Origin of the sequence: Pseudomonas sp. MWU16-30323, assembly GCF_020515595.1 — a bacterium.
Lineage (GTDB): Bacteria > Pseudomonadota > Gammaproteobacteria > Pseudomonadales > Pseudomonadaceae > Aquipseudomonas > Aquipseudomonas yamanorum.
Genome location: NZ_JAIWYM010000007.1, coordinates 93,610 through 117,998, shown reverse-complemented (window position 1 = coordinate 117,998; position 24,389 = coordinate 93,610). Strand labels below are relative to the sequence as shown.

The following is a 24,389-nucleotide window of genomic DNA, read 5'->3' as shown; positions in this document are numbered from 1 at the left end:
AGGTTTTTCTCACGAACGAAGGTGGCAGCTGTACGCGGAGTGAGAAAACCAAGACCCCAGGAGCTTGGCCACGCCGAAGCGTGCCCGCGCACAGCCGCCATAACAGCGAGCACAGAAAAAGCGCCTGCACTGTATACGGCGGGCGCTTTTGCGCCAATGGAGTCGTTCGGATTTCTCACGTCCGGTCGCTGAATTGGCAGCGACTGGCGAAGACTAGTGGTGCCCGTTCCGACCAGCAACCCGAAAGAAACGTAGGAAATATGTCGCTTCGAGGATGGGTTGTAAGGCATGTCCTGCTCCTTTGTACGAAGTCTCTTTTGTTCTTCGTGCCGCTCATTATTTCGGGCTTCCAATGTTAGGTTCCGACACGCAAAAACCTAATGCAGAGGAAGCATTTGATGGCGAACCCTATGCCACCACCCGGCGTATCGCTCGACGAAAATATGGCCGCCGCGTTCCACAAAAAGAATGTGCTGAAGGCTGGTTCCGCGTTTATGTACTCTTGGTTTTATACTCAGGTCCGCAATCGCGGTCCTTGGGACTACAAGAAGATTTCCAAAGAATATGAAGCCTTTGGAAACTTTCATTATGGCGCGGTGGGGACAGCTGCTGGTTTCAGCGAAGAAGTGCTTTTGCGCGCAGCGGGGCTTGCTCAAAGCAGAGCGGGCACGGATAAACCCGAGTTCGGTCGTTGGTGGGGAGAGGCACCTTTCGGTGATGATCCGGTCGACCAATATTGGATCAAGGAAGGAATCAGGTATGCCAGGTTCAGGAACTACTAGAAAGCCGGTTTACTCAGTTGTCACTACGATCCTATTGGCGTTTTGCTTGGTGTATATCGGTGGTAATTGGCTGCTATCGCCGGGGCACCCGCAATTGACAGAAGTTGTAATGAGAGTGCCACTTGGCACTGACGGGGCCGTCTATGGCGTCAAGGATGACCGTGGAGGGGCAACTGTTCCGTTCAGCTATCGATATTACGTTTACCGCGCCTTGGAGGACGACAGTGAAGTATTGGCTGCGTTGAGGGATGCCAGCCCATTTCTAATTACGCGTGACGCATCGGCAAAAGTTGATGTTCAGGGCCGTACGATCAATGTGTCGGTGGCGGGGGATGTATCCGACTATCACAGCAGTACGCTGTATCGACATGCCAATGGCAGCGATTACACAGCAGTGAGTGTTTTTCTGAATAGTCGGCCGGAAGATTGAAATTGGCGATGGCTCAGTCTAGAGATGTTTGACGTGACCCACGTCGGTAGCGATTGCCAGCGGCAAACTGGCTGCCTGAGTCCGCAGGCTTCACTCCTCTCCAATGTGGGAGCCGGGCTTGCCCGTGATAGCGGTGTTTCAGACACAGTTGCAGTGCCTGACACTCCGCTATCGCAGGCAAGCCAGCTCCCACATTTGATCCAGGGTGGGCTCGAGATTTGTATCAGGCGTCGGGCTTCCAGCCTCCGCCCAGCGCCGTCACCAACCCCACACTTGCCTGCAACTGCCGCGTTTGCACCGCTTGCAACGTTCGCTGCGCCTGCAACGCTGCGGTCTGCGCCGTCACCACATCCAGATAGCTCACAGCCCCCGCCTGATAACTGTTCATCGCCAGCGCCTGGGTGTGCTCCGCAGCATTCGCGGCGGCTTGTTCATCCATTGCTTCCTGCTGCAAATCACGCAGTTGACCAAGGTTGTCTTCCACCTCACGCACGGCTCTCAATACCTGGCTGCGATAGTGCGCCGAAGCCTCTTCAAACTCCGCCTTGGCCTGGCGCTCATTGGCGCTCAACCGCCCGCCATCAAAGATCGGCAGATTCACCAGCGGCCCCAGCGCCCAGTACCGATTGGCTGCCGAGAACAAGTTGCCCACACCTTGGGTCTGCCCGCCAATCAAGCCGGTCAAACTGAAATCCGGGTACCACGCCGCCTTGGCCACGCCGATATTCGCGTTGGCTGCAAACACCCGCCGCTCCGCCGCCGCAATATCCGGCCGACGTTGCAGCAACTGGCTCGGCAACTGCTGTGGAATTCCCGGCAAGGCGATCAGTTGCTGGCTCGGCGGCAGCTGGAACTCACTGGCCGACACGCCCACCAGTTCCCCAATCGCATGCTCGGTGAGATTGCGCTGACCGCGTACATCGTCAAGCTGGGCCTCGGCTTCAGCCAGCTGATTCTGCGCGCGGGTCAGGTCCAGTTCCGAGGCGATCTGGCCTTCGTACCGGCTGCGGGTCAGTTTCAGTGCCTGGCCAAAATCATCCAGCGAGCTGCTGAGAATCCGGCTCTGGGCATCCAGCCCGTTGAGCTGCACGTACAGCGTCGCCAACTGATGCTGCAGGCTCAGGCGCGCCACCGCCAAGTCATCTCCGGAGGCTTGGGCCTGTGCATCACCCGCCGCCACCTGGTTGCGGATTTTGCCCCACAGATCCAGATCAAAGCTCAGCGCAAACCCCGCCGTGTTGCTGTTGTACACCGACGGCTGGGTATCGCCCCGCAGCGGCCGGGAATCCGATTGGCGCTGACGCAACGGCTGTGCGCTGGCGGTGATTTGCGGGAACAACCCGGCATGCAACTGGCTGGCATACGCCTGGGACGCATCGAAATGCGCCAGCGCCGCCGCCAGGTCCGGGTTGGCCTTGAGCAGTTGTTCCTGCAGGTCGTTCAAGCGCTGGTCTTGGTAAAGCTGCCACCACTTCGGCGCCAGTTGGTCCGACGGTTGTGCGCTGTGCCACGGGCCATCGCTGGTCTGTTCGCGGTATTTGGCCGGCAGGTCAAGGGTCGGTGCCTTGTAGGTGGGCGCCAGCGAGCAACCGTGCAGCGCCATCAACACCAAGGCGGCAAGGGGTTTAAGCCTTGGGCGCATGGACACCTCCGGCATCGGCCAGTTGCACGGCGTCGCCTTCGCGCAGGGCGTCGGGTGGGTTGTCGACTACGCGATCGGCGGGTTTCAGGCCTTGATCGATGACCAGGCGTTCGCCGAGGTCGAGGCCGATGTGGATGTCTTGCAGGTGCACGTGGTTCTTGGCGTCCAGTACCGCGACCTGGGTGCCTTGGGCGCGGAAGATCAGGGCGCTGGCCGGGATGCTCACGCCATGGGTGTCCGCCGGAATCGCCAGGGTGGCCTCGGCATAGTCGCCGGGCAGCAGCTTGCCGTCCGGATTGTCGGCCACGAACTGTGCGAGCAGGGTGCCGGAGCGGCGGTCGATGGCGGTGGAGTCGCCCATCAGCTTCGCGCTGAAGTGCTCGCCGGGATGCTCGGGTACCGTCAGTTGGGCGGCCAACCCGGGATGAATCACCGCCGCATAGTTCTGCGGCACCGGCACGTAGAGGCGCAGTTGGTGGGTGTCGGCGATGTCGAACAGCTCGGGATCGCTGTCGCTGTCGGCCTTGATCAACTGGCCGATGTCAGTGTTGCGCGCGGTGATCACACCGGCGAATGGCGCGCGAATGGTCTTGTAGTCTTCCAGGGCCGAGAGCCGCGCATAGTCCGCCTCGGCGGCCTGGGCGTTGGCCTTGGCCGCCAGCGCGTTGGAGGTTTTTTCATCGGCCTCCTGGCGCGATACCGAATGGCTGTCCAGCAGGTTTTTCCAGCGGGTGGCGGTGGTTTCCGCCAGGCGTGCGTTGGCCTGTTCCTGCACCATGCGGGCGTGGGTTTGCGCCACTTGCTGGTCGAGGTCGGGGCTGTCGATCTCGGCGAGGATTTGCCCGGCCTTGACTTGGCTGCCGATGTCGACTTTCCAGTCTTTCAGGTAGCCGCTGACCCGCGCATGAATCGGTGCCTTGCTCCAGGCTTCCAGGTGCGCGGGCAGGCGCAGGGTGTCGCCGGCCGCGTTCTGCTTCGGCTGGAACACCAGCACCTGCGGCACGGCGGCGGTTTCGGTCCAGGCGGTGACGGATTTTTCATGCATCGTACGGGCGTGCAGGCCGTTGGCGACCAACAGTGCAGCCAGTGTCAGGCCGCCGACACCCATGAGCATCAGACGCTTGCGCGAGGGTTTGTGATCAGACGACATGTGAAGTTTCTCCAGCAGCAGCGCGAGTAGGGTGACGACCGTGGACCAGGCTGAAGACCACGGGTACAAACAGCAAAGTGGCAGTGGTGGCGAGGATCAGGCCGCCGATCACGGCACGTCCCAGCGGCGCGTTTTGTTCTTCGGACAGGGCCAGCGGCAACATGCCGATGATCATCGCGAGGGCGGTCATGCAGACCGGGCGGAAACGGGTGTAGCCGGCTTCCAGTGCGGCCTTGAGGGCGTCGCCATGTTCCGCCAGGCGCTCTCGGCAGAAGCTCACCACCAGGATCGAGTTGGCGGTGGCCACGCCCATACACAGGATGGCGCCCGTGAGTGCAGGCACCGACAACGAGGTGCCGCTGAGGAACAGCATCCACACGATGCCCGCCAGGGCCGCCGGCAGCGCGGTGATGATCACGAACGGGTCGGTCCAGGACTGGAAGTTGACCACGATCAGCAGGTAGATCAGCACCACCGCGCCGAGCAGGCCGAAGCTCAAGCCGTTGAACGCTTCATGCAGCGCATCGATCTGCCCGTGCAGGCTGATGGTCGCGCCTTTGGGGCGCATCGGGGCCATGTCGTTCAGCACCTTTTGCACATCGCTGGCGACGCCGCCGAGGTCGCGGCCTTGCACGTTGGCGTACAGGTCCAGGGTCGGTTCGATGTTGTAGTGGGTCACCACCGCCGGGCTTTGCACGCGAGAGATGGTCGCTACGCCGCCGAGGATCTGCGACTGGCCATCGGCACCGGTTACCGGCAACGCTTCCAGGGAGGGCAGGCTGTCGAGGCGGTACTGCGGGGTTGCCGCCACGATCGAATACGACACGCCGTTGGCCGGGTTCAGCCAGAACGTCGGTGCGGTTTGCGAACTGCCGGCCAGGGACGCAACCATGCTGTTGGTCACGTCACGCTCGGTGATGCCCAGGCCGTTGGCGCGCATCCGATCCACGTTGACTTGCAGTGACGGGTAGCCGGTGGACTGCTGGATACGCAGGTCGGCAATGCCTGGAACGTGTTTCAGGCGACGTTCCAGTTCCACGGCGTAGGCGCGGTTTTCTTCATCGCTGCGCCCGGAGATTTTCACGTCCAGCGGGGCCGGTGAACCGAAGTTGAGAATCTGGCTGCTGATGTCCGCCGGCAGGAAGGCGAACTGGCTGCCGGGGAAGCTTTCGGGCAGGGCCTCTCGCAGTTTTTTCACGTAGTCAGCGGTCGGCGCGTGGTCTTTTTTCAGAGTGACCTGGATGTCACCGTCCTGTGGGCCGATGGTGCCGCTGCTGCTGTAGGCCATGTCGATGCCGCTCAGCGGGATGCCAATGTTGTCGACGATGGTGTCGAGTTCATCGGCCGGAACGATCTCGCGAATCCGCGCTTCGATCCGGTCGAATGCAGCGGCGCTTTCTTCGATCCGTGTACCCAACGGCAAGCGCACGTGCAGGGCCATGGCCCCGGCGTCGGTGGCCGGGAAGAAGTCCTGGCCCAGGCTTGGCAGCAGCAGGAACGAGGCGAGGATGCACGCCAGAAAACCCACGATGAATCGCTTGCGTGCACCCAGGGCAAGGGTCAGCAGGCTGTGGTAAACGTCGCGCACGTTGGAGAAGTGACGCTCGAAACCCTGCTGGAAATTCAGCACCGATTGCAGCACGGCGTTGCGCTGGGGTTTGTGCTGGTCGCCCTCGTGATGGTTGATGAATTCGTCTTCCGGGTGATGGCCCTGGCCTTGCTCCGGCACGTGAGGCTTGAGCAGGAACATCGCCAGGGTCGGTACCAACGTTCGCGACAGAATGAACGAGCTGGCCATGGCGAAAATCACCGCCAACGCCATCGGACGGAACAGATAACCGGCGATGCCTTGCAGCATGAACATCGGCACGAACACGATGCAGATACACAGCAGGGACACGAACGCCGGGCCGACGATTTGCTTGGCGCCGTCGAGGATCGCGTCCTTCACCGCCTTGCCTTGTTCCAGGTGCCAGTTGATGTTCTCGATGGTCACCGTGGCGTCATCCACCAGGATCCCCACCGCCAACGCCAGCCCGCCGAGGGTCATGACGTTGAGGGTTTGCCCGGTGGCCGCCAACAGTGCGATGGCCGAGAGCACCGCCAGGGGAATCGAGGCGGCGATGATGAGGGTCGAGCGCCAGCTGCCGAGGAACAGCAGGATCATCGCACTGGTCAGCAACGCCGCGATGATGCCTTCCTGGGCCACGCTGCCTACTGACTGTTTGACGAACACCGAGGCGTCGCCCAGCAGTGAGGTCTTCAGTGAAGGTGGCAACGTTTCATTGATGCGCGGCAGCATCTGGCGGATGCCGTCGATGATCGACAGGGTGGAGATGCTGCCGTTTTTCAGGGCCGGCATCAGCACCGCACGGTGGCCGTCGACGCGCACGATGTTGGTCTGCGGCGGCGAGCCGTCACGCACGTGGGCCACCTGGCCGATGGTGATGATCGCGCCGTCGACGGTCTTGATCGGCAGGTCGTTGAGCTCATCAATCGCCTTGGGGCTGTTGTTGAGCAAGATCGTGTATTCGTTGGGACCGAGTTTGGCGGTACCCACCGGGATAATCTGGTTTTGCAGGGCCAGGGCGTTGCCCACGTCCTGTGCCGAGAGGCCTTTGGCGGCCAGCGCCTGTGGGTCGAGGTCGAGGGTGATCTGGCGTTGCTTGCCGCCCATCGGCGTGGGCATGGCCAGGCCGGGCAGGGCGCTCAGGGGCAGGCGGATATTGTTCTGCACCAGGTCGCGGATCTTCGCTTCCGACAGGCTGGGGCTGGAGAACGCCATCTGCAGGATCGGCACCGTGGAGGCGCTGTAGTTGAGGATCAGCGGTGGGGTTATGCCCGGTGGCATCTGCTTGAGCACGGTTTGTGACACCGCGGTTACCTGGGCGTTGGCGGTGCGGATATCCACGCCGGGCTGGAAGAAAATCTTCACGATGCCCATGCCGGGTAACGACTGCGATTCAATGTGTTCGATGTCGTTGACGGTGGTACTCAGGGAGCGTTCGTAGGTGTAGATCACGCGACCGGCCATGGCGTCCGGAGACAGGCCGTTGTACTGCCACACCACCGCGACGACGGGGATGCCAATATCGGGAAATACGTCAGTGGGGGTACGCAAGGCCGCCATGGGCCCAATGATGCAGATGAATATTGCCAGCACGATAAACGTGTAGGGCTTGAGCAGTGCGGTCTTTACCAGCCCGAGCATGCCGTAACCTCCAAAGGAGTGGGATTGCAAACCCCGGCAGTCTTGCCCGACCCACCTAACACGCACCTTTCAGCCAGGTGAAGGAAGATTTAGTTAACGGCTGAAGATCCTTTCATATGTATTCATTTGTTCAACAATGGTGACAGTACCAAGCTGGATACCGATCGAACGGGAGCTGTTTCGCCTGTTCACTCTTTATCCATTTGGAGTTCTGCCATGTCTCTTAAACCCTTGTTGTTGATCCCGGCCTTGAGTGCGGTCCTGCTGTTGTCGGCGTGTGCCGGCCCGATGCCTAAGGCGGACCCGAGCGAAGCCTGGATCGGCCTGCAAGAGGAGGCGCCCAATGACCTGATGGCCGAGCGGGTAGACGGTAAAAACATTAATGATGGCCGCTACTTCGAAGTGAAACCCGGCGCGCATCGCCTGGATGTCACCTTGTTTGAAGAAGAGGCGGGGGATGATAACCAGCAGGATTGTCGCGGGCATGTGACCTACGGCAACTTCAAGGCCGGCGAGCATTACACCCTGGTGGAATCCAGCCTGGGTACGACGGTGCGTGCCGAGTTGAAGGATAGCCACGGCAAGGAATTGGCGCAGACCGATGACTTCAGTTGCATGCCTGGCTAAGGCGTCAGGCGTGGTGCCCGGCGGGTTTGTGCAGCTTGCCGGGTGCTGCGGGTTTTACCTGTGGGTGATGGTGCCGGCGGGTCACGCGCATCACGCCCCAGAGCATGGCGGCGGCGACGGCCAACCAGCCACAGATCAAAAGCAGAATCGTTGTTGTCAGGCTCATAAGTGCCTCCTTTCGCCCGGTACCGGGCACACACTGTCTTCTCAATGGACAGTCTAGCTATCCGCAGGTTGCCTGCTATTGACCAATGGTCGTGTGCGTCCAACTTGTTTGCTCTATGGCGGGCCTTTTACTGCGGCACAAGGCTATACCCGCGCCCCGGAGCGTCCTATGATCAGGGCCCACGTCGGCAGTTGATCAAGTGAGTGAAGAAGTTGCGGTTTCCCTCGAACATTAAAACCTCCTGGTGGGTCGCCGCCTGTTTCATGGGGCTGGCGGCCTGCACCTCGCATCCAAAACCCACCAGCATCCCGGGCCTGCCGGAGAGTGTCGAGCTCAAGGGCGTGCCGGCGTTTCGCGGCGAGACTTACCTCGGTGGCCCTGCCGCTCTGGCCAGCATGCTGTCCCAACAAGGCATTGTGATTACACCGGGGCTATTGGATAAACCACTGCATTTGCCGGGTGCTGAAGCGGACCTTGAGCGCAACATGCAGGTGCTGGCCCGTGAATACGGGATGTTGGTGTACCCGCTGGAAGACCAGCTGCCGGCGCTGCTGGCACAGGTCGCGGCCGGGTACCCGGTGATGGCGCGCATCACCCAGGGCTCGACCTTCTGGGCCGGGCCACGGTATGTCGTGGTGGTGGGGTACAACAAGCAGAAGAGCATGGTGCTGCTGCGTTCGGGGTTGGCGCGGCGCATGCCGATGGATTTCAGTACGTTTGAGTCAGCGTGGAAAGACGCCGGCCAGTGGGCGGTGCTGGTTCAGCGGCCCACCCAGTTGCCGGTCAAGGTCGACGCCCAGCGCTGGCAGCAGGCTGCCAGCGCCACGGCCCAGGCGGGCCAGGAACAGGCGGCGGCCCAGGCAGTCAAGACATTGGCCAGTCAGGCCAAATAAAAAAACGGCGCTCAAGGGCGCCGTTTTTTATGTGTCTGTTTACGAATCAGCGGGATTCGGTGACCTGAACATTCGCCCGTGGGCGGTTCTTCAGGTTTTTGTCAGCCTTGTAGCGCAAGGCGACGTCTGGCACCGAGCCGCTCTTGCCGGTTTCGACCCAGCTGCGGATGCGCCCGGCATCGGCAAAGTGGGTGAATTTGCCGAAGGCATCGAGGATCACCAGCGACACCGGGCGATTGCCCATGCTGGTCACCAGCACCAGGCAGTGGCCGGCCTGGTTGGTGAAGCCGGTCTTGGTCAGCTTGATGTCCCAGTTGGCGCGGTTGATCAGGTGGTCAGTGTTGGAGAAACCCAGGGTGTAGTTGGGTTTGCGGAACGAGACGGTCTTTTCCTTGGTGGTACTCAACTGGCTGAGCATCGGGTACTTGCGTGCAGCGGCCAGCAGTTTGCTCAAGTCACGGGCGGTGGACACGTTGTGGATCGACAAGCCGGTGGGCTCTACATAGTGGGTGCTGGTCATGCCCAGCGCCTTGGCCTTGGCGTTCATCGCCGCGATAAAGGCCGGGTAGCCGCCCGGGTAGTGGTGGGCCAGGCTGGCGGCGGCGCGGTTTTCCGAGGACATCAGGGCAATCAGCAACATCTCTTTGCGCGGCATCTCGCTGCCGATCTTGACCCGGGAGAACACGCCTTTCATCTCTGGCGTGTCCTTGATGTTGATGTCGATGTACTCGTCCATGTTTTGCTTGGCTTCCAGCACGATCAGACCGGTCATCAGTTTGCTCACTGAGGCGATCGGCACGATGACATCCGGGTTGCTGGCATAGATGACTTTGTTGGTCTGCAGGTCTACCACCATCGCACTGCCGGAAGCGATGTGCAGGGTGGACATGTCGCGGGGGGCCATGGTGGTTTCGCTGGCGTTCGCGAAGGTGCCTGTAAATGCAAAAAATAGGCTGATGATGGAAAGATGAATTTTCACGCGGATGAACTCGCTAAAAAAGTAGGGATATACCGTTCTGCACGGACTTTCTGATAAATGCCGTTACATTTTAGGAGTATGGATCAGAAACTGTCGAATGTTCTTCTGAAAACAGATGAAAGCCCTTAAAAACAAAGAAAAAAGTACTTTTTATCCGGCCAATAAAAAGCCCTGCGATAAGGCAGGGCTTTTTCAGAGCGGCTGGTTATTAGTCGTGCAGGGTTTCGGCGGCGTACAGGGTATTTTCCAGCAGGCAGGCACGGGTCATCGGGCCAACGCCACCCGGGACCGGGGTGATCCAGCCAGCGCGGGGCAGGGCGGTTTCGTACACCACGTCGCCCACCAGCTTGCCGTCGTCCTGGCGGTTGATGCCGACGTCGATGACGATGGCGCCTTCCTTGATCCACTCGCCCTTGACCAGGCCCGGCTTGCCGGCGGCGACCACCACCAGGTCGGCACGGCCAACGTGGCCCGCCAGGTCCTTGGTGAAGCGGTGGGTGACGGTCACGGTGCAGCCGGCCAGCAGCAGTTCCATGGCCATCGGGCGGCCGACGATGTTCGAGGCGCCAACGACGACAGCATCCAGGCCATACAGGTCGACGCCGGTGCTTTCCAGCAGGGTCATGATGCCCTTCGGGGTGCATGGGCGCAGCAGCGGGATCCGCTGGGCCAGGCGGCCGACGTTATAAGGGTGGAAGCCGTCGACGTCTTTGTCCGGGCGGATGCGTTCGAGCAGTTTCGACGCGTCCAGGTGCTCGGGCAATGGCAGTTGCAGCAGGATGCCGTCGATGGCCGGATCGTCGTTGAGGCTGTCGATCAGGTCGGTGAGGGCCTGCTGGGTGGTGTCGGAATCCAAGTCGTAGGCTTTTGAAATAAAGCCGACCTCTTCACAGTCTTTACGCTTGTGCGAGACATAAACCTGAGAGGCAGGATCGCTGCCGACCAGGATCACCGCGAGGCCCGGCGTGCGCAGGCCTTGTTGGCTGCGCTCGGCGACTCGTTTGGCGATCTGCTGGCGCAGGCTGGCGGCGATTGATTTGCCGTCGATAAGTTGTGCAGTCATTACGCGTGATTAACCATCGAGAGGGGGAAGAAAAGTGCGCGCATTCTCGCATGCCATGGCGCGAGGGCAAAGGCGCTTGGTCTGCAAATTCCCCTAACCCCTTAAATAAAATGAATTTTTTATAAAAAGGATTTGACGGGTTTCGGGTGCATCTATACTATTCGTCGCACTTGTCGGGCACAGCCTAGCACTGGTTAGTTTGTAATCCTCCAAGAGTACAGATTAATAAGGCGCCCGTAGCTCAGCTGGATAGAGCATCCGCCTTCTAAGCGGATGGTCGCAGGTTCGAGTCCTGCCGGGTGCGCCATTAGGCAGCTTTGGCACAAGTAGCGCAATATGGTGGGCGTAGCTCAGTTGGTAGAGCACGGGATTGTGACTCCCGTTGTCGAGGGTTCGATCCCCTTCGTCCACCCCATATTTAAAGGGCGCCAGATTAACAGTCTGGCGCCTTTGCTTTAAGAGCTTCATGCGGATGTGGTGGAATTGGTAGACACACTGGATTTAGGTTCCAGCGCCGCGAGGCGTAAGAGTTCGAGTCTCTTCATCCGCACCAAATAAAGCTTCGTGAAGGCCGGATGGTCGTCGCGATGTTCAACAAATAGCCATTTTGACGGGCTTTTTGGTCACGCAATATGGTGGGCGTAGCTCAGTTGGTAGAGCACGGGATTGTGACTCCCGTTGTCGAGGGTTCGATCCCCTTCGTCCACCCCATATTTCGAAAGGCGCCAGATTAATAGTCTGGCGCCTTTTTTGTTTCAGCGGTTTGAGTTTCAACGCAGTCGCAGGTGCTGGGCTGCAGGGGCAGGGCGTTTCGTCGTATTTATGTTTCGCGATGATGCCGCACTGCTCGCTGGCCTTGTCCGCAGGGCCGGTTGTCAGGGAGATGATTGGCAGCTGCTTCTATATATAGAAGGGTTGGCGCAGAGCCCTGGCGTGATGGGATGTATTTGCTACCGGGGCGAGCTGCACTCGTGCATTCGTACCTATAAATTGCCTGCTGTTTTTTTACCCGTTTTCAGTAGGGTGACTTCTTGAGTTTGACCCACTAGAATGCATGCCCTTGATTCTGGGGTCGGAAACGGCCAGCTAACGTCTGTGCAACGAGGAATATCCATGCAAGTTTCTGTTGAAAATACTTCTGCTCTTGAGCGCCGCATGAGCATCACCGTGCCGGCCGAGCGCATCGAGACCCAGGTCAACAAGCGTCTGCAGCAGACTGCCCAAAAGGCCAAGATCGCTGGTTTCCGTCCAGGCAAAGTGCCAATGAGCGAAATCAAGCGCCGCTTCGGTGCTGATGCCCGTCAGGAAGCTGTAGGTGACGTGATCCAGGCTTCCTTCTACGAAGCCGTTGTCGAGCAAAAGCTGAACCCGGCTGGCTCGCCTTCCATCGAGCCTAAGTCCCTGGAAGCCGGCAAGGATCTGGAATACGTTGCAATCTTCGAAGTGTTCCCTGAGTTCGAAGTTGCCGGTTTCGATTCGATCGCCATCGAGCGCCTGAGCGCTGATGTTGCTGACTCCGATCTGGACAACATGCTGGAAATCCTGCGCAAGCAGAACACTCGTTTTGAAGTGGCCGATCGTGCTGCCCAGAACGAAGACCAGCTGAACATCGATTTCGTTGGCAAGGTTGACGGCGAAGCATTCGCTGGCGGCTCCGCCAAGGGCACCCAGTTGGTGCTGGGTTCCAACCGCATGATCCCTGGTTTCGAAGACGGCCTGGTTGGCGCCAAAGCCGGCGAAGAGCGCGTTCTGAACCTGACTTTCCCGGCTGACTATCAGAACCTGGACCTGGCTGGCAAAGCCGCCGAGTTCACCGTGACCGTCAACACCGTTTCCGAGCCTAAGCTGCCAGAACTGAACGAAGAGTTCTTCAACCAGTTCGGTATCAAGGAAACCGGCATCGAAGGTTTCCGCACCGAAGTTCGCAAGAACATGGAGCGTGAGCTGCGTCAGGCCATCAAATCCAAGGTCAAGAACCAGGTGATGGACGGTCTGCTGGCCGCCAACCCGATCGAAGTGCCGAAGGCCCTGCTGTCCAACGAAGTTGATCGTCTGCGTGTGCAGGCTGTTCAGCAGTTCGGTGGCAACATCAAGCCTGACCAACTGCCTGCCGAGCTGTTCGAAGAACAAGCCAAGCGCCGCGTTGTACTGGGTCTGATCGTGGCTGAAGTGGTCAAGCAATTCGACCTCAAGCCAGACGAAACCCGCGTTCGCGAAATGATCCAGGAAATGGCTTCGGCCTACCAGGAGCCTGAGGCTGTTGTGTCCTGGTACTACAAGAACGACCAGCAGCTGAACGAAGTGCGTTCGGTTGTGCTGGAAGAGCAAGTTGTGGATACTGTTCTGCAGAAGGCTAAGGTGACCGATAAAGCGGTCTCTTACGAAGAAGCAGTCAAGCCGGCTGAAGCAGCACAAGCCGACTGATCGCTCAACTCGTTTGAAAATACACCCATAAGCCAGCCTCGCGCTGGCTTATGCGTATTCAAGACATGACTATTTGGGAGTAACTGCAGAGCATGTTCCGTAATTCGTATATTCAGCAGAACTCTGATATCCAGGCCGCTGGCGGCCTGGTCCCGATGGTTGTCGAGCAATCTGCTCGTGGCGAACGCGCCTATGACATTTACTCGCGCCTGCTCAAGGAGCGAGTGATCTTTCTGGTTGGTCCGGTAGAGGACTACATGGCCAACCTGATTTGTGCGCAGCTGCTGTTCCTTGAAGCGGAAAATCCGGACAAGGACATCCATCTCTACATCAACTCCCCGGGCGGTTCGGTGACAGCGGGCATGTCGATCTACGACACCATGCAGTTCATCAAGCCGAACGTATCGACCACCTGTATCGGTCAGGCGTGCAGCATGGGTGCTTTCCTGTTGACCGCTGGTGCTGAGGGCAAGCGTTACTGCCTGCCGAACTCACGCGTGATGATTCACCAGCCACTGGGCGGTTTCCAGGGCCAGGCATCGGACATCGAAATCCATGCCAAGGAAATCCTCTTTATTCGTGAGCGTCTCAACACGCTGATGGCCAAACATAGCGGGCATACCCTGGAAGAAATCGAGCGCGACACCAACCGTGACAATTTCATGAGCGCCGAAGCCGCGCGTGAATACGGGTTGATCGACGCAGTGATCGAAAAGCGCCCCGCTTAATATAAGCAGCTCAAAATAGGGCTGGTCGGCAGGTCCGACCACCAGTGGGCTTGAAAAAGCCCTCAATAGCCTTCATCTTGTGTTGCAAGCCTATCGGATTTGGATCGAACGAATGACTGACACCCGCAACGGCGAGGACAACGGCAAGCTGCTCTATTGCTCCTTCTGTGGCAAAAGCCAGCATGAAGTACGCAAGTTGATTGCCGGCCCCTCGGTCTTTATCTGCGACGAGTGCGTCGACCTGTGCAATGACATCATCCGTGAGGAGGTGCAGGAAGCCCAGGCCGAAAGCAGCGCGCATAAATTGCCTTCGCCTAAAGAAATCAGCGGCATCCTTGATCAGTATGTGATTGGTCAAGAGCGTGCAAAGAAGGTTCTGGCCGTAGCGGTGTACAACCACTACAAGCGCCTGAACCAGCGTGACAAGAAAAGTGACGATGTCGAACTCGGCAAAAGCAACATCTTGCTGATCGGTCCTACAGGCTCGGGTAAAACCCTGCTTGCAGAAACCCTGGCTCGCCTGCTGAACGTTCCCTTCACCATCGCCGACGCAACCACTCTTACCGAGGCCGGTTACGTAGGTGAAGACGTCGAGAACATCATTCAGAAGCTTCTGCAGAAATGCGACTACGACGTGGAAAAGGCCCAGATGGGCATTGTCTACATCGATGAAATCGACAAGATTTCGCGCAAGTCCGACAACCCGTCGATCACTCGGGACGTTTCCGGTGAAGGCGTGCAGCAAGCGCTGTTGAAGCTGATCGAAGGTACTGTTGCTTCCGTACCGCCACAAGGCGGCCGCAAGCATCCACAGCAGGAATTCCTTCAGGTTGATACGCGCAACATCCTGTTCATCTGTGGCGGTGCGTTCTCCGGTCTGGAAAAGGTTATTCAAAACCGTTCCACCCGCGGTGGCATTGGCTTCAGTGCAGAAGTACGCAGCAAGGAAGAAGGCAAGAAAGTCGGTGAATCCCTGCGTGAAGTCGAGCCTGACGATTTGGTCAAGTTCGGTCTGATCCCGGAATTCGTTGGCCGTCTGCCAGTGCTGGCGACGTTGGACGAGTTGGATGAAGCTGCGTTGATGCAGATCCTCACCGAACCGAAAAACGCCCTGACCAAGCAATATGCCAAGCTGTTCGAGATGGAAGGTGTGGACCTCGAGTTCCGTGCTGACGCGCTCAAATCGGTGGCCAAGCGGGCACTGGAGCGCAAGACCGGCGCCCGTGGTTTGCGCTCGATCCTCGAAGGCGTACTGCTCGACACCATGTACGAAATCCCCTCGCAGTCCGAGGTGAGTAAAGTGGTGATCGACGAAAGCGTTATAGAAGGCAAGTCCAAGCCACTGTATATCTACGAAAACAGTGAGCCGGCTGCCAAGGCTGCGCCAGACGCGTAAGCGTTGCGCCGCCGAGCTGTACCAAATAAAGGGGCCTTGACGGGCCCCTTTGTTTTTACTGCGTTTAACTGATGCCATTACGCTTGTTTTTTTTGCAGGCAGCCCCCATCTTGGTTTCAAGCTTACTTTCATCTGTCATAGAGGCGAAATCATGAAGACAACCATCGAATTGCCTCTCCTGCCGTTGCGTGATGTCGTCGTCTATCCGCACATGGTTATCCCGCTGTTCGTGGGGCGCGAGAAGTCTATCGAAGCCCTCGAGGCCGCGATGACGGGCGACAAGCAGATCCTGCTGCTGGCCCAGAGAAATCCTGCTGACGATGATCCGGGCGAAGACGCCCTGTATCGCGTCGGTACTGTTGCAACTGTCCTGCAACTGCTCAAGCTGCCTGATGGCACCGTCAAGGTGCTGGTGGAAGGTGAGCAGCGCGGTGCGGTCGAGCGCTTCATGGAAGTGGACGGCCACCTGCGCGCCGAAGTGGCGCTGATCGACGAAGTCGACGCCCCTGAGCGCGAATCCGAAGTGTTCGTGCGCAGCCTGCTGTCCCAGTTCGAGCAATACGTGCAGCTGGGCAAGAAAGTCCCCGCAGAAGTCCTCTCTTCCCTCAACAGCATTGATGAGCCAAGCCGCCTGGTCGACACCATGGCCGCGCACATGGCGCTGAAAATCGAGCAGAAGCAGGACATTCTCGAAATCATCGATTTGTCGGCCCGGGTCGAACACGTCCTGGCGTTGCTGGATGCCGAAATTGACCTGCTGCAGGTTGAGAAGCGCATTCGCGGGCGTGTCAAAAAGCAAATGGAGCGCAGCCAGCGCGAGTACTACCTGAATGAGCAGATGAAGGCCATTCAGAAAGAACTCGGCGACAGCGAGGAAGGCCATAACGAAATCGAAGAGCTGAAAAAGCGCATCGATGCCGCTGGCCTGCCAAAAGACGCCTTGACCAAGGCCACCGCCGAGCTGAACAAGCTCAAGCAGATGTCGCCGATGTCGGCCGAAGCCACCGTGGTTCGCTCGTATATCGACTGGCTGGTGCAGGTGCCGTGGAAGGCCCAGACCAAGGTGCGCCTGGACCTGGCCCGCGCCGAAGATATTCTGGACGCCGATCACTACGGTCTCGAAGAAGTCAAAGAACGCATCCTCGAATACCTCGCCGTGCAAAAGCGCGTGAAGAAGATTCGCGGCCCGGTGTTGTGCCTGGTCGGTCCTCCTGGCGTGGGTAAAACCTCGCTGGCCGAGTCGATTGCTCACGCAACAAACCGTAAATTCGTCCGCATGGCCTTGGGTGGCGTGCGTGATGAAGCGGAAATCCGTGGTCATCGCCGGACTTATATCGGTTCGATGCCAGGAAGATTGATTCAAAAGATGACAAAGGTGGGGGTGCGCAACCCGCTGTTCCTGCTCGATGAAATCGACAAAATGGGCAGCGACATGCGTGGCGATCCGGCATCGGCTTTGCTGGAAGTGCTCGACCCTGAGCAGAACCACAATTTCAACGACCATTACCTGGAAGTCGACTACGACCTGTCCGACGTAATGTTCCTGTGCACCTCCAACTCGATGAATATTCCGCCAGCCTTGCTGGACCGGATGGAGGTGATTCGTCTGCCGGGTTACACCGAAGACGAGAAGATCAACATTGCTGTCAAATACCTCTCGCCCAAGCAGATTGCGGCCAACGGCCTGAAAAAAGGCGAGATCGAATTTGATGCCGACGCGATCCGCGACATCATTCGTTTCTACACCCGCGAGGCTGGTGTACGGGGCCTTGAGCGTCAACTGGCGAAGATCTGCCGCAAGGCCGTGAAGGAACATGCGCTGGAAAAACGCTTCTCGGTGAAGGTCACCGCTGAGCTGCTGGAACACTTCCTGGGCGTGCGTAAATTCCGCTACGGCCTGGCTGAGCAGCAGGACCAGGTGGGTCAGGTCACTGGCCTGGCGTGGACTCAAGTGGGCGGCGAATTGCTGACCATCGAGGCCGCCGTTATCCCGGGCAAAGGGCAACTGATCAAGACCGGTTCCCTGGGTGACGTGATGGTCGAATCCATCACTGCCGCGCAGACCGTGGTGCGCAGCCGCGCCAAAAGCCTGGGGATTCCCCTGGACTTCCACGAGAAGCACGACACCCACATCCACATGCCGGAAGGGGCGACCCCGAAAGACGGCCCTAGCGCAGGCGTAGGCATGTGCACGGCACTGGTATCAGCCCTGACCGGCATTCCGGTGCGCGCCGATGTCGCCATGACCGGGGAAATCACCCTGCGTGGTCAGGTACTGGCCATTGGTGGCCTCAAAGAGAAATTGCTGGCTGCACACCGTGGTGGTATCAAGACCGTGATCATTCCTGAAGAGAATGTTCGCGACTTGAAGGAGATTCCTGACAATATCAAGCAGGATCTGCAGATTAAACCGGTTAAATGGATTGACGAGGTCCTGCAAATTGCGCTGCAATACGCGCCGGAGCCCTTGCCGGATGTGGCTCCGGAGATAGTTGCAAAGGATGAAAAACGCGAGTCTGACTCTAAGGAAAGAATTAGCACGCATTAATACGTTTAAGCCTGGGGGCTTCCTTGACAGCTTTTTAGAGCCCTTGTTATAAAGCGGCTCTTAAGTGTCTGTAGGCCATTCAGCACTGGTTTTTGCTTTCACCAAAAAACTTAGAATCATACTCAATAGATAAAAGGGGACTTAGAGTGAACAAGTCGGAACTGATTGATGCTATCGCTGCATCTGCTGATATCCCGAAAGCTGCTGCTGGCCGTGCGCTGGACGCAGTAATCGAATCCGTCACTGGCGCTCTCAAGGCCGGCGACTCTGTGGTACTGGTTGGTTTCGGTACTTTCTCTGTGACCGATCGTCCAGCTCGCACTGGCCGTAACCCACAGACTGGCAAGGCTCTGCAAATCGCCGCTGCCAAAAAACCAGGTTTCAAAGCCGGTAAAGCCCTGAAAGAAGCCGTTAACTAAGCTTCGCTCAAGCCTTACCCATCCGGGTCTGACGAAGGTCTGACCTGGCAGCGGAGCGGCAGCTGACCCACGTATCCATCGGGTCGCCACGCCGGGGGTGTGGGTTCAAACCCCCGTCCGCTCCGCCAGTTACGAGAAGGCGCATCCTCGGATGCGCCTTTCTTCTATCCGGACTCTACCCACGCTCCACGGTTGCCTAATTTTGAAGTTCAACCGTTTCTGGGGGACGCATGCTGCAGAATATCAGGGACAATTCACAAGGCTGGATTGCCAAAACTATTATCGGGATCATCGTCGCATTGATGGCGTTCACCGGTATCGAGGCCATTTTTCAGGCTTCGACCAACAACAAGCAGGACGTGGCCAAGGTCAACGGTGAAGAAATCACCCAAAGCGAACTGGGCCGGGCCGTCGACATGCAACGTCGTCAGCTGATGCAACAGCTGGGCAAGGACTTCGATGCTTCTTTGCTGGACGAAAAGCTGCTGCGCGACGCCGCTCTTAAAAGCCTGATCGATCGCAAGCTGCTGCTGCAAGGCGCTGCCGATTCGAAATTCGCCTTCTCCGAAGCTGCGCTGGATCAAGTGATCCTGCAGACGCCGGAATTCCAGGTGGATGGCCAGTTCAACGCTGAGCGTTTCGACCAGGTGATCCGTCAGCTGGGCTACAGCCGTATGCAATTCCGTCAGATGCTGAGCCAGGAAATGCTGATCGGCCAGGTGCGTGCTGGTATTGCCGGCAGCGGTTTTGTGACGGATGCCGAAGTGCTCGCTTTCGCCCGTCTGGAAAAACAGACCCGCGATTTCGCCACCGTCAGCGTCAAGGCTGATCCGGCGGCGGTGAAGATCACCGACGACGAGGTCAAGGCTTACTACGACCAGCACGCCAAAGAGTTCATGACCCCGGACCAGGTGGTCATCGACTATCTGGAGCTGAAGAAGGCTTCCTTCTTCGACCAGGTCGCGGTCAAGGACGATGAGCTGCAAGCCCTCTATCAGAAAGAAACCGCCAACCTCGCTGAACAGCGTCGCGCGGCGCACATCCTGATTGAAGTCAACGACAAGACCACTGACGAGCAGGCCAAGGCCAAGATCGAAGAGATCCAGGCACGCCTGGCCAAAGGCGAGAAATTCGAAGCCCTGGCCAAGGAGTTCTCCCAGGATCCAGGTTCTGCGAGCAATGGCGGTGACCTCGGTTTCGCCGGCCCAGGCGTCTACGACCCTGCCTTTGAGACAGCGCTGTACGCGTTGAACAAGGACCAGGTTTCGGCACCGGTGCGTTCGAGCTTCGGCTGGCACCTGATCAAGCTGTTGGGCGTTGAAGCACCAGAAGTGCCATCGTTCGCCAGCCTGAAAGACAAGCTGACCCGCGAGCTCAAGACCCAGCAGGTTGAACAGCGTTTCGTCGACGCGACCAAGCAACTGGAAGACGCTGCATTCGAAGCTTCCGACCTGGCCCAGCCGGCGTCGGACCTGAAGCTGACCGTGCACACCTCCGCGCCGTTTGGCCGTGAGGGTGGCGAAGGCATTGCTGCCAACCGCGCCGTGGTGACCGCTGCATTCAGCCCTGAAGTACTGGATGAAGGTGCCAACAGCACCGCCATCGAGCTGGATCCGGAAACCATCGTGGTGCTGCGTGCCAAAGAGCACTTGAAGCCTACCCAGCTGCCGCTGGAAAGCGTTGCCACTGCCATCCGTGCCCAGTTGACCAAGGAGCGCGCAAGCGCTGCGGCGAAGACTCACGCGGACGAGCTGATTGCCAACCTGCGTGATGGCAAGACACCGCTGAGCCAGCCGGTGGATGGCCAGGCCTGGAAAGTCACCGAAGGGGCCACCCGTGGCCAGGAAGGCGTCGAGCCTGCCGTGCTGCAAGCCCTGTTCCGCATGCCAAAGCCTGCGGCCAAGGACAAGCCGACCTTTACCAGTGTGACCCTGCCAGACGGTAGCCTGGTGATCGTGCGCTTGAACGCGGTCAACGAAGCCGCTGCCCCGACCGATGACGAGAAAGCTCAGTACCGCCGCTTCCTCGCTTCGCGTATCGGTCAGCAAGACTTCGCTGCCTATCGCAAGCAGCTGGAAACCAAGGCTGAGATCAAGAAGTTCTGATCGCGTTACTGCCTGAATAAAAAGACCCCGGCCTGAAGAGGCCGGGGTCTTTTTTTATCCACTAATCAGCGGACTCAACCAGTCTTGATTCAACGCGCAAACTTGAGCTTGCCCCAACTCAGGCCAATCACAGCCGCCAGGGTCGAAGCGCTCAGCACACTCAGCTTGGCAGCCGACAGCAGCGTCGGATCGGAGAAGGCCAGCGACGAGATGAAAATCGACATGGTGAAACCAATCCCCGCCAGCAGGCCCACCAGGGCGACGCCGTTCCAGGTCACGCCCTCCGGCAGCGTGCAGATGTTCAGTTTGACCAGCACGACACTCGCCAGCATCACCCCCAGCGGCTTGCCGAGTACCAACGCCAGGATGACCCCCATGAACACACCGTGGGGCAGTGGGTCGTCCAGGTTGAACCCTTGCAGGCTCACCCCCGCGTTGGCCAGGGCAAACAGAGGCATGACGCCGAAGGCCACCCAAGGGTGTAGACCGTCCTGAATGCGTTGCACCGGCGGTAACATTTCCCGTTGGGCCTGTCTCAATTGCTTCAATGGTTTGGCGACCTGATGGGCACTTTCAGCCGGATGCGAAAGCCGGTCCATCAGTTCGTTAAATGTGCGCCCGATGGTGTCCAGAGGGCGTTCCCGAGTGGGTCTGGAAGTGACGGGCGTTATCAGGCCAAGCATTACGCCCGCGAGCGTCGGATGGACGCCGGTCTTGAGCAGGCCAAACCAGACAATCGCCCCTGGCAACAGGTACACGACGGCCTTGCCGATGCCCATCCGCTGGAAAATCAGCACCAGCGCCAACCCACAGGCCGCGATCACCAGGCCCATGTAGTCAAGGCTTGCGGTGTAGAAGATCGCGATGATCAGGATGGCGACGATGTCATCAATGATCGCCAGCGCCAGCAGCAAGATGCGCACGCCAGCCGGAATCGATTTACCCAACAGCGCCAGCACGCCTACGGCAAACGCGATGTCGGTGGCGGTGGGCACGGCCCAGCCGCTGGCCGCTTCGGTGCCATGATTGAGCAGGGTGTAGATCAGCGCCGGCATCAGCACGCCACCCAGCGCAGCGCCCAAGGGCAGGGTAGCCAGTTTCAGGTTGGCGAGTGCGCCGTCCCGGATCTCCTGGCGAATCTCGGCGCCCACCACCAGGAAGAAGATGGTCATCAACCCGTCGTTCACCAGGAAGTGCAACGAGCGCGAGACGGTGAAGTCTCCCAGCCCGATGGTGAGTGGGGTGTTCCAGAAGTGTTCGTAGGAATCGGCGACCGGGCTGTTGGCCCAGATCAGCGCGACAATCGCCGCCAGCAGCAACACGATGCCGCTGACGGCCTCGATGCGTGAAAACCGCTCCAATGCAGACAGGGCGCCTTCGACCAAAACCTGGGGGCGAGGAATAGCAGGGTGTTTATCAGGCACGACAAGTCTCCATTGGCGGCCCGACCAATGCTTATCCTTTAACCTGCGCTGTGCCGTATGCAGCAGCGCACCCGGTGCGATCATAAGAGTTAAGAAACATTACGTCACGTTTCGTTTAAACATCGGCTAAACGCAACGTTGCCATCAGGGCCAGCACGACCAACGCGGCGACTGCCCATGGAAACGATGTCACTCCCCAACCTTGCAGCAACATGCCGCCGAGCAGCCCACCGCCGGCGATGCCCAGGTTCCATACCGTCACCAGCATCGACTGCGCGGCATCGGCTGAATCTCCGGCCGACTTGGCCAGCGCCGTTTGCAGCAATGCCGGGAGGCCGCCAAACGCCAGCCCCCATAACGCCACCGTGGTGTAGATCACGGCCGGCGAGGTCATCCAGAACGCCAGCGTCAATGCTGAGAGTGCGAACATCCCGCAACTGATCACCAATAAGGCCCGCAGCCGTTGATCAATCAGCGCGCCGACCATCCAGATGCCCAGCAGTGCTGCCAGGCCAAACACCAGCAGCACCTGATCGATGTCCGCTGCCATCCCGGCGGGTACCAGGAACGGCGCGATATAGGTGTAGAGAATGTTATGGGCCAGCACGTAGGTGAAGGTCACAAACAGCACCGGACGGATCCCCGGCAGTGCCAGCACCTGACGCAGTCCCAGGCGTTTTTCCGCTCGTTGCCCGGCAAAGTCCGGGATCTGCCAGCGCACCCAGGCCAGCAGCACAACCGTCAGGCCGGTCATGATCGCAAAGCTCAGGCGCCAGCCTACCGTGGTGCCCAGGAATGTCCCGGCTGGCACGCCGAGCGACAGCGCCAATGGCGCGCCGAGCATGGCCACGGCAATCGCCCGGCCTTGCAAGTGCGGTGCGACCATGCGGCTGGCGTAACCGGCGAGCAGCGCCCAAAGCAATCCCGCGAACACCCCGGCGAAGAACCTCGCCACCAGGGTCAGCAGGTAATCGCTGGAAAACGCCGTCACACTGTTGACCAAGGCAAACCCGCCGATGGCAATCATCAGCAACGGCCGCCTGCGCCAGCCCCGGGTGGCGATGGTCAGGGGAATCGCGGCCAGCAGCGAACCAAGGGCGTAAAGGGTCACCAACTGGCCCACCAAGGCGTCGGACACCCCAAGGCCAGCGCCCATTTGCGGGAGCAGGCCCGCTGGCATGGCTTCGGTGAGGATGGTGATGAAGCCGGCGGTAGCCAATGCCAGCAGACCGCCCAGGGGCAGGCGTTCGGGGCTCGCCGCAAGGGGCGAGGAGGGTAAGGCGCTGTCACTCATGTTTATTGGCTCCGGGTCGCAAACGAAAGGGCAGGGAGCCAGAGTAGGGTGCTGCACGCTGGAGAAAAACAGGCTAAGGTTCCGAACTTATCGGACGCCAACGTCCGCAATCGCTCAGGAGCGAGACGATGGACAGCCTCGGCAGTATTTCAGTGTTTGTGCAGGTGGCGGAGACCCGCAGCTTTACCGAGGCCGGGCGCCTGCTGGGGGTGTCGTCCTCGGCGATTGGCAAAAGCATCGCGCGCATCGAAGAGCGCCTGGGTGTGCGGCTGTTCCATCGCAGCACCCGCAGCATCACGTTGACCAGCGAGGGCGCGCTGTTTCTCGAACGCTCCCGACGGATCCTGGCGGAAGTCGAGGCCGCAGAACAGGAGCTGAGTCAGGCATCCGCCACACCCAAAGGCAAGCTGCGTGTGAGCCTGCCCCAAGTGCGCGGCCTGTTGATGCCAGTGCTGACGGATTTCATGCGGGCCTATCCCGAGATCGAGCTGGACGTGGACTTCTCCGACCGCATGGTGGACGTGATCGAGGAAGGCTTCGACGCGGTGATCCGCACCGGCAAACCCGAGGATTCACGCTTGATGGCACGCCATCTCGGGTATTACCGCCTGGTGCTGGTGGCCTCCCCGGAATACCTGCGCTTGCATGGCACGCCGCGCCAGCCCCGGGACTTGAACGACCACGCCTGCCTGCGCCACAAGTTCTGCGCCACCGGCAAGCTGGAAGCCTGGCCACTGCGCCCGGAACCGGGCCTGCCGGAGCCGGTCCTGCGAGCGCCGCTGGTCTCCACCACCATCGAATCACTGATGCATGTGGCCCATGCAGGCCTGGGGATCGCCTGCCTGCCGGACTTCATGGTCCGCGAATCGGTGGAGCAGGGCCGGTTGCAACGGGTACTGGACTATTACCTGGACCACAGCGGCAGCTTCTGGATGCTCTGGCCATCAAGTCGCCATGCCTCGGCCAAATTGCGCGTGTTTATCGACCATATGGGCGAGCGGCTTTTTCCTGCAGACACCGTCCCGTAAGGCTGTGACGTTTTACCGACAGGAATTCGCGCGCCAAGGCCACGTTCTGTTGCACAATACCGCCCTGACTGTTTTCCTCA

Annotated in this window: 19 protein-coding genes and 4 tRNA genes; 15 read left to right on the top strand and 8 right to left on the bottom strand. The window is 59.3% G+C overall.

The annotated features are described in order from the left end of the window. Window positions 1–443: 443 nt before the first annotated feature. Window positions 444–782 (top strand): polymorphic toxin type 44 domain-containing protein, encoded by a 339-nt coding sequence (locus LIY45_RS11255; RefSeq protein WP_226476444.1) that lies wholly within the window; start codon window positions 444–446, stop codon window positions 780–782. A gap of 109 nt (window positions 783–891) precedes the next feature. Then, window positions 892–1,212, top strand: a complete 321-nt coding sequence (locus LIY45_RS11250) for a hypothetical protein (protein WP_226476354.1) — start codon at window positions 892–894, stop codon at window positions 1,210–1,212. 223 nt (window positions 1,213–1,435) lie between these two features. Here the strand turns inward: LIY45_RS11250 and LIY45_RS11245 are convergent, their stop codons facing one another. Genes LIY45_RS11245 through LIY45_RS11235 form a run of 3 tightly spaced genes read right to left on the bottom strand, consistent with a single transcriptional unit; the run spans window position 1,436 to window position 7,215 of the window. Beyond that, window positions 1,436–2,854: an efflux transporter outer membrane subunit gene (locus tag LIY45_RS11245; protein WP_226476353.1), complete on the bottom strand. Its 1,419-nt coding sequence runs from the start codon at window positions 2,852–2,854 to the stop codon at window positions 1,436–1,438. Next, window positions 2,838–4,004, bottom strand: coding sequence for an efflux RND transporter periplasmic adaptor subunit (locus LIY45_RS11240; protein WP_226476352.1), 1,167 nt, complete (start codon window positions 4,002–4,004; stop codon window positions 2,838–2,840). Before LIY45_RS11240 ends, LIY45_RS11245 begins: the two co-directional genes overlap by 17 nt. Next, window positions 3,994–7,215 (bottom strand): efflux RND transporter permease subunit, encoded by a 3,222-nt coding sequence (locus tag LIY45_RS11235; protein ID WP_226476351.1) that lies wholly within the window; start codon window positions 7,213–7,215, stop codon window positions 3,994–3,996. Before LIY45_RS11235 ends, LIY45_RS11240 begins: the two co-directional genes overlap by 11 nt. Window positions 7,216–7,431: 216 nt before the next feature. On the opposite strand from LIY45_RS11235, the gene LIY45_RS11230 reads away from it, so the two are divergent. Further along, window positions 7,432–7,842, top strand: a complete 411-nt coding sequence (locus LIY45_RS11230; RefSeq protein ID WP_017476929.1) for a hypothetical protein — start codon at window positions 7,432–7,434, stop codon at window positions 7,840–7,842. Between the two features lie 4 nt (window positions 7,843–7,846). Here the strand turns inward: LIY45_RS11230 and LIY45_RS11225 are convergent, their stop codons facing one another. Then, entirely contained in the window at window positions 7,847–8,008 is a 162-nt protein-coding gene (locus LIY45_RS11225) for a hypothetical protein (RefSeq protein WP_010166825.1), read from the bottom strand. Between the two features lie 263 nt (window positions 8,009–8,271). On the opposite strand from LIY45_RS11225, the gene LIY45_RS11220 reads away from it, so the two are divergent. Then, on the top strand, window positions 8,272–8,901 hold the full coding sequence (locus LIY45_RS11220) for a peptidase C39 family protein (RefSeq protein ID WP_226476443.1): 630 nt from the start codon (window positions 8,272–8,274) through the stop codon (window positions 8,899–8,901). Window positions 8,902–8,947: 46 nt separating this feature from the next. On the opposite strand, the gene pbpG is transcribed toward LIY45_RS11220, so the two are convergent. Continuing rightward, window positions 8,948–9,880, bottom strand: coding sequence for a D-alanyl-D-alanine endopeptidase (gene pbpG / locus LIY45_RS11215; protein WP_017476931.1), 933 nt, complete (start codon window positions 9,878–9,880; stop codon window positions 8,948–8,950). 208 nt (window positions 9,881–10,088) lie between these two features. Next, window positions 10,089–10,943 (bottom strand): bifunctional methylenetetrahydrofolate dehydrogenase/methenyltetrahydrofolate cyclohydrolase FolD, encoded by an 855-nt coding sequence (folD, locus tag LIY45_RS11210; RefSeq protein WP_017476932.1) that lies wholly within the window; start codon window positions 10,941–10,943, stop codon window positions 10,089–10,091. A 230-nt stretch (window positions 10,944–11,173) separates the two neighbouring features. Between folD and LIY45_RS11205 the strand changes: the two genes are divergently transcribed. The 10 genes from LIY45_RS11205 (at window position 11,174) to LIY45_RS11160 (ending at window position 20,563) form a co-directional block, all read left to right on the top strand. Beyond that, window positions 11,174–11,250 (top strand) — tRNA-Arg (locus LIY45_RS11205). Between the two features lie 32 nt (window positions 11,251–11,282). Continuing rightward, a tRNA-His gene (locus LIY45_RS11200) sits at window positions 11,283–11,358 on the top strand. A 53-nt stretch (window positions 11,359–11,411) separates the two neighbouring features. Further along, window positions 11,412–11,496, top strand: a tRNA-Leu gene (locus LIY45_RS11195). A gap of 82 nt (window positions 11,497–11,578) precedes the next feature. After that, window positions 11,579–11,654: transfer RNA gene (locus LIY45_RS11190), tRNA-His, on the top strand. Window positions 11,655–12,056: 402 nt separating this feature from the next. Next, window positions 12,057–13,367 carry a trigger factor gene (tig, locus tag LIY45_RS11185; RefSeq protein ID WP_008431940.1) on the top strand — a complete coding sequence of 437 codons (1,311 nt, stop codon included), beginning with the start codon at window positions 12,057–12,059 and terminating at the stop codon, window positions 13,365–13,367. 92 nt (window positions 13,368–13,459) lie between these two features. Next, the gene (gene clpP / locus LIY45_RS11180; protein ID WP_003174822.1) at window positions 13,460–14,095 is read left to right on the top strand and encodes an ATP-dependent Clp endopeptidase proteolytic subunit ClpP; all 636 of its coding nucleotides are present in this window, start codon (window positions 13,460–13,462) and stop codon (window positions 14,093–14,095) included. 112 nt (window positions 14,096–14,207) lie between these two features. Beyond that, on the top strand, window positions 14,208–15,491 hold the full coding sequence (gene clpX, locus LIY45_RS11175; protein ID WP_003207856.1) for an ATP-dependent Clp protease ATP-binding subunit ClpX: 1,284 nt from the start codon (window positions 14,208–14,210) through the stop codon (window positions 15,489–15,491). 151 nt (window positions 15,492–15,642) lie between these two features. Then, window positions 15,643–18,039 (top strand): endopeptidase La, encoded by a 2,397-nt coding sequence (gene lon / locus LIY45_RS11170; RefSeq protein ID WP_017476934.1) that lies wholly within the window; start codon window positions 15,643–15,645, stop codon window positions 18,037–18,039. A 146-nt stretch (window positions 18,040–18,185) separates the two neighbouring features. Beyond that, window positions 18,186–18,458, top strand: coding sequence for an HU family DNA-binding protein (locus LIY45_RS11165; protein ID WP_003174819.1), 273 nt, complete (start codon window positions 18,186–18,188; stop codon window positions 18,456–18,458). A gap of 230 nt (window positions 18,459–18,688) precedes the next feature. Next, a complete protein-coding gene (locus LIY45_RS11160) occupies window positions 18,689–20,563 on the top strand; it encodes a SurA N-terminal domain-containing protein (protein WP_226476350.1) in 1,875 nt (624 codons plus the stop codon). An 89-nt stretch (window positions 20,564–20,652) separates the two neighbouring features. On the opposite strand, the gene nhaA is transcribed toward LIY45_RS11160, so the two are convergent. Both nhaA and LIY45_RS11150 read right to left on the bottom strand, forming a co-directional pair. Next, entirely contained in the window at window positions 20,653–21,987 is a 1,335-nt protein-coding gene (gene nhaA / locus LIY45_RS11155; RefSeq protein ID WP_226476349.1) for a Na+/H+ antiporter NhaA, read from the bottom strand. Window positions 21,988–22,102: 115 nt separating this feature from the next. Continuing rightward, window positions 22,103–23,281 carry an MFS transporter gene (locus tag LIY45_RS11150; protein ID WP_226476348.1) on the bottom strand — a complete coding sequence of 393 codons (1,179 nt, stop codon included), beginning with the start codon at window positions 23,279–23,281 and terminating at the stop codon, window positions 22,103–22,105. 128 nt (window positions 23,282–23,409) lie between these two features. On the opposite strand from LIY45_RS11150, the gene LIY45_RS11145 reads away from it, so the two are divergent. After that, on the top strand, window positions 23,410–24,309 hold the full coding sequence (locus LIY45_RS11145; protein WP_017476938.1) for a LysR family transcriptional regulator: 900 nt from the start codon (window positions 23,410–23,412) through the stop codon (window positions 24,307–24,309). The last annotated feature ends 80 nt before the right edge of the window (window positions 24,310–24,389 follow it).

Coding starts and splice junctions, on each gene's coding strand:
- LIY45_RS11255 (WP_226476444.1), top strand. CDS start 444: ATGGCCGCCGCGTTCCACAAAAAGAATGTGCTGAAGGCTGGTTCCGCG.
- LIY45_RS11250 (WP_226476354.1), top strand. CDS start 892: ATGAGAGTGCCACTTGGCACTGACGGGGCCGTCTATGGCGTCAAGGAT.
- LIY45_RS11245 (WP_226476353.1), bottom strand. CDS start 2,854: ATGCGCCCAAGGCTTAAACCCCTTGCCGCCTTGGTGTTGATGGCGCTG.
- LIY45_RS11240 (WP_226476352.1), bottom strand. CDS start 4,004: ATGTCGTCTGATCACAAACCCTCGCGCAAGCGTCTGATGCTCATGGGT.
- LIY45_RS11235 (WP_226476351.1), bottom strand. CDS start 7,215: ATGCTCGGGCTGGTAAAGACCGCACTGCTCAAGCCCTACACGTTTATC.
- LIY45_RS11230 (WP_017476929.1), top strand. CDS start 7,432: ATGTCTCTTAAACCCTTGTTGTTGATCCCGGCCTTGAGTGCGGTCCTG.
- LIY45_RS11225 (WP_010166825.1), bottom strand. CDS start 8,008: ATGAGCCTGACAACAACGATTCTGCTTTTGATCTGTGGCTGGTTGGCC.
- LIY45_RS11220 (WP_226476443.1), top strand. CDS start 8,272: ATGGGGCTGGCGGCCTGCACCTCGCATCCAAAACCCACCAGCATCCCG.
- folD (WP_017476932.1), bottom strand. CDS start 10,943: ATGACTGCACAACTTATCGACGGCAAATCAATCGCCGCCAGCCTGCGC.
- tig (WP_008431940.1), top strand. CDS start 12,057: ATGCAAGTTTCTGTTGAAAATACTTCTGCTCTTGAGCGCCGCATGAGC.
- clpP (WP_003174822.1), top strand. CDS start 13,460: ATGTTCCGTAATTCGTATATTCAGCAGAACTCTGATATCCAGGCCGCT.
- clpX (WP_003207856.1), top strand. CDS start 14,208: ATGACTGACACCCGCAACGGCGAGGACAACGGCAAGCTGCTCTATTGC.
- lon (WP_017476934.1), top strand. CDS start 15,643: ATGAAGACAACCATCGAATTGCCTCTCCTGCCGTTGCGTGATGTCGTC.
- LIY45_RS11160 (WP_226476350.1), top strand. CDS start 18,689: ATGCTGCAGAATATCAGGGACAATTCACAAGGCTGGATTGCCAAAACT.
- LIY45_RS11150 (WP_226476348.1), bottom strand. CDS start 23,281: ATGAGTGACAGCGCCTTACCCTCCTCGCCCCTTGCGGCGAGCCCCGAA.
- LIY45_RS11145 (WP_017476938.1), top strand. CDS start 23,410: ATGGACAGCCTCGGCAGTATTTCAGTGTTTGTGCAGGTGGCGGAGACC.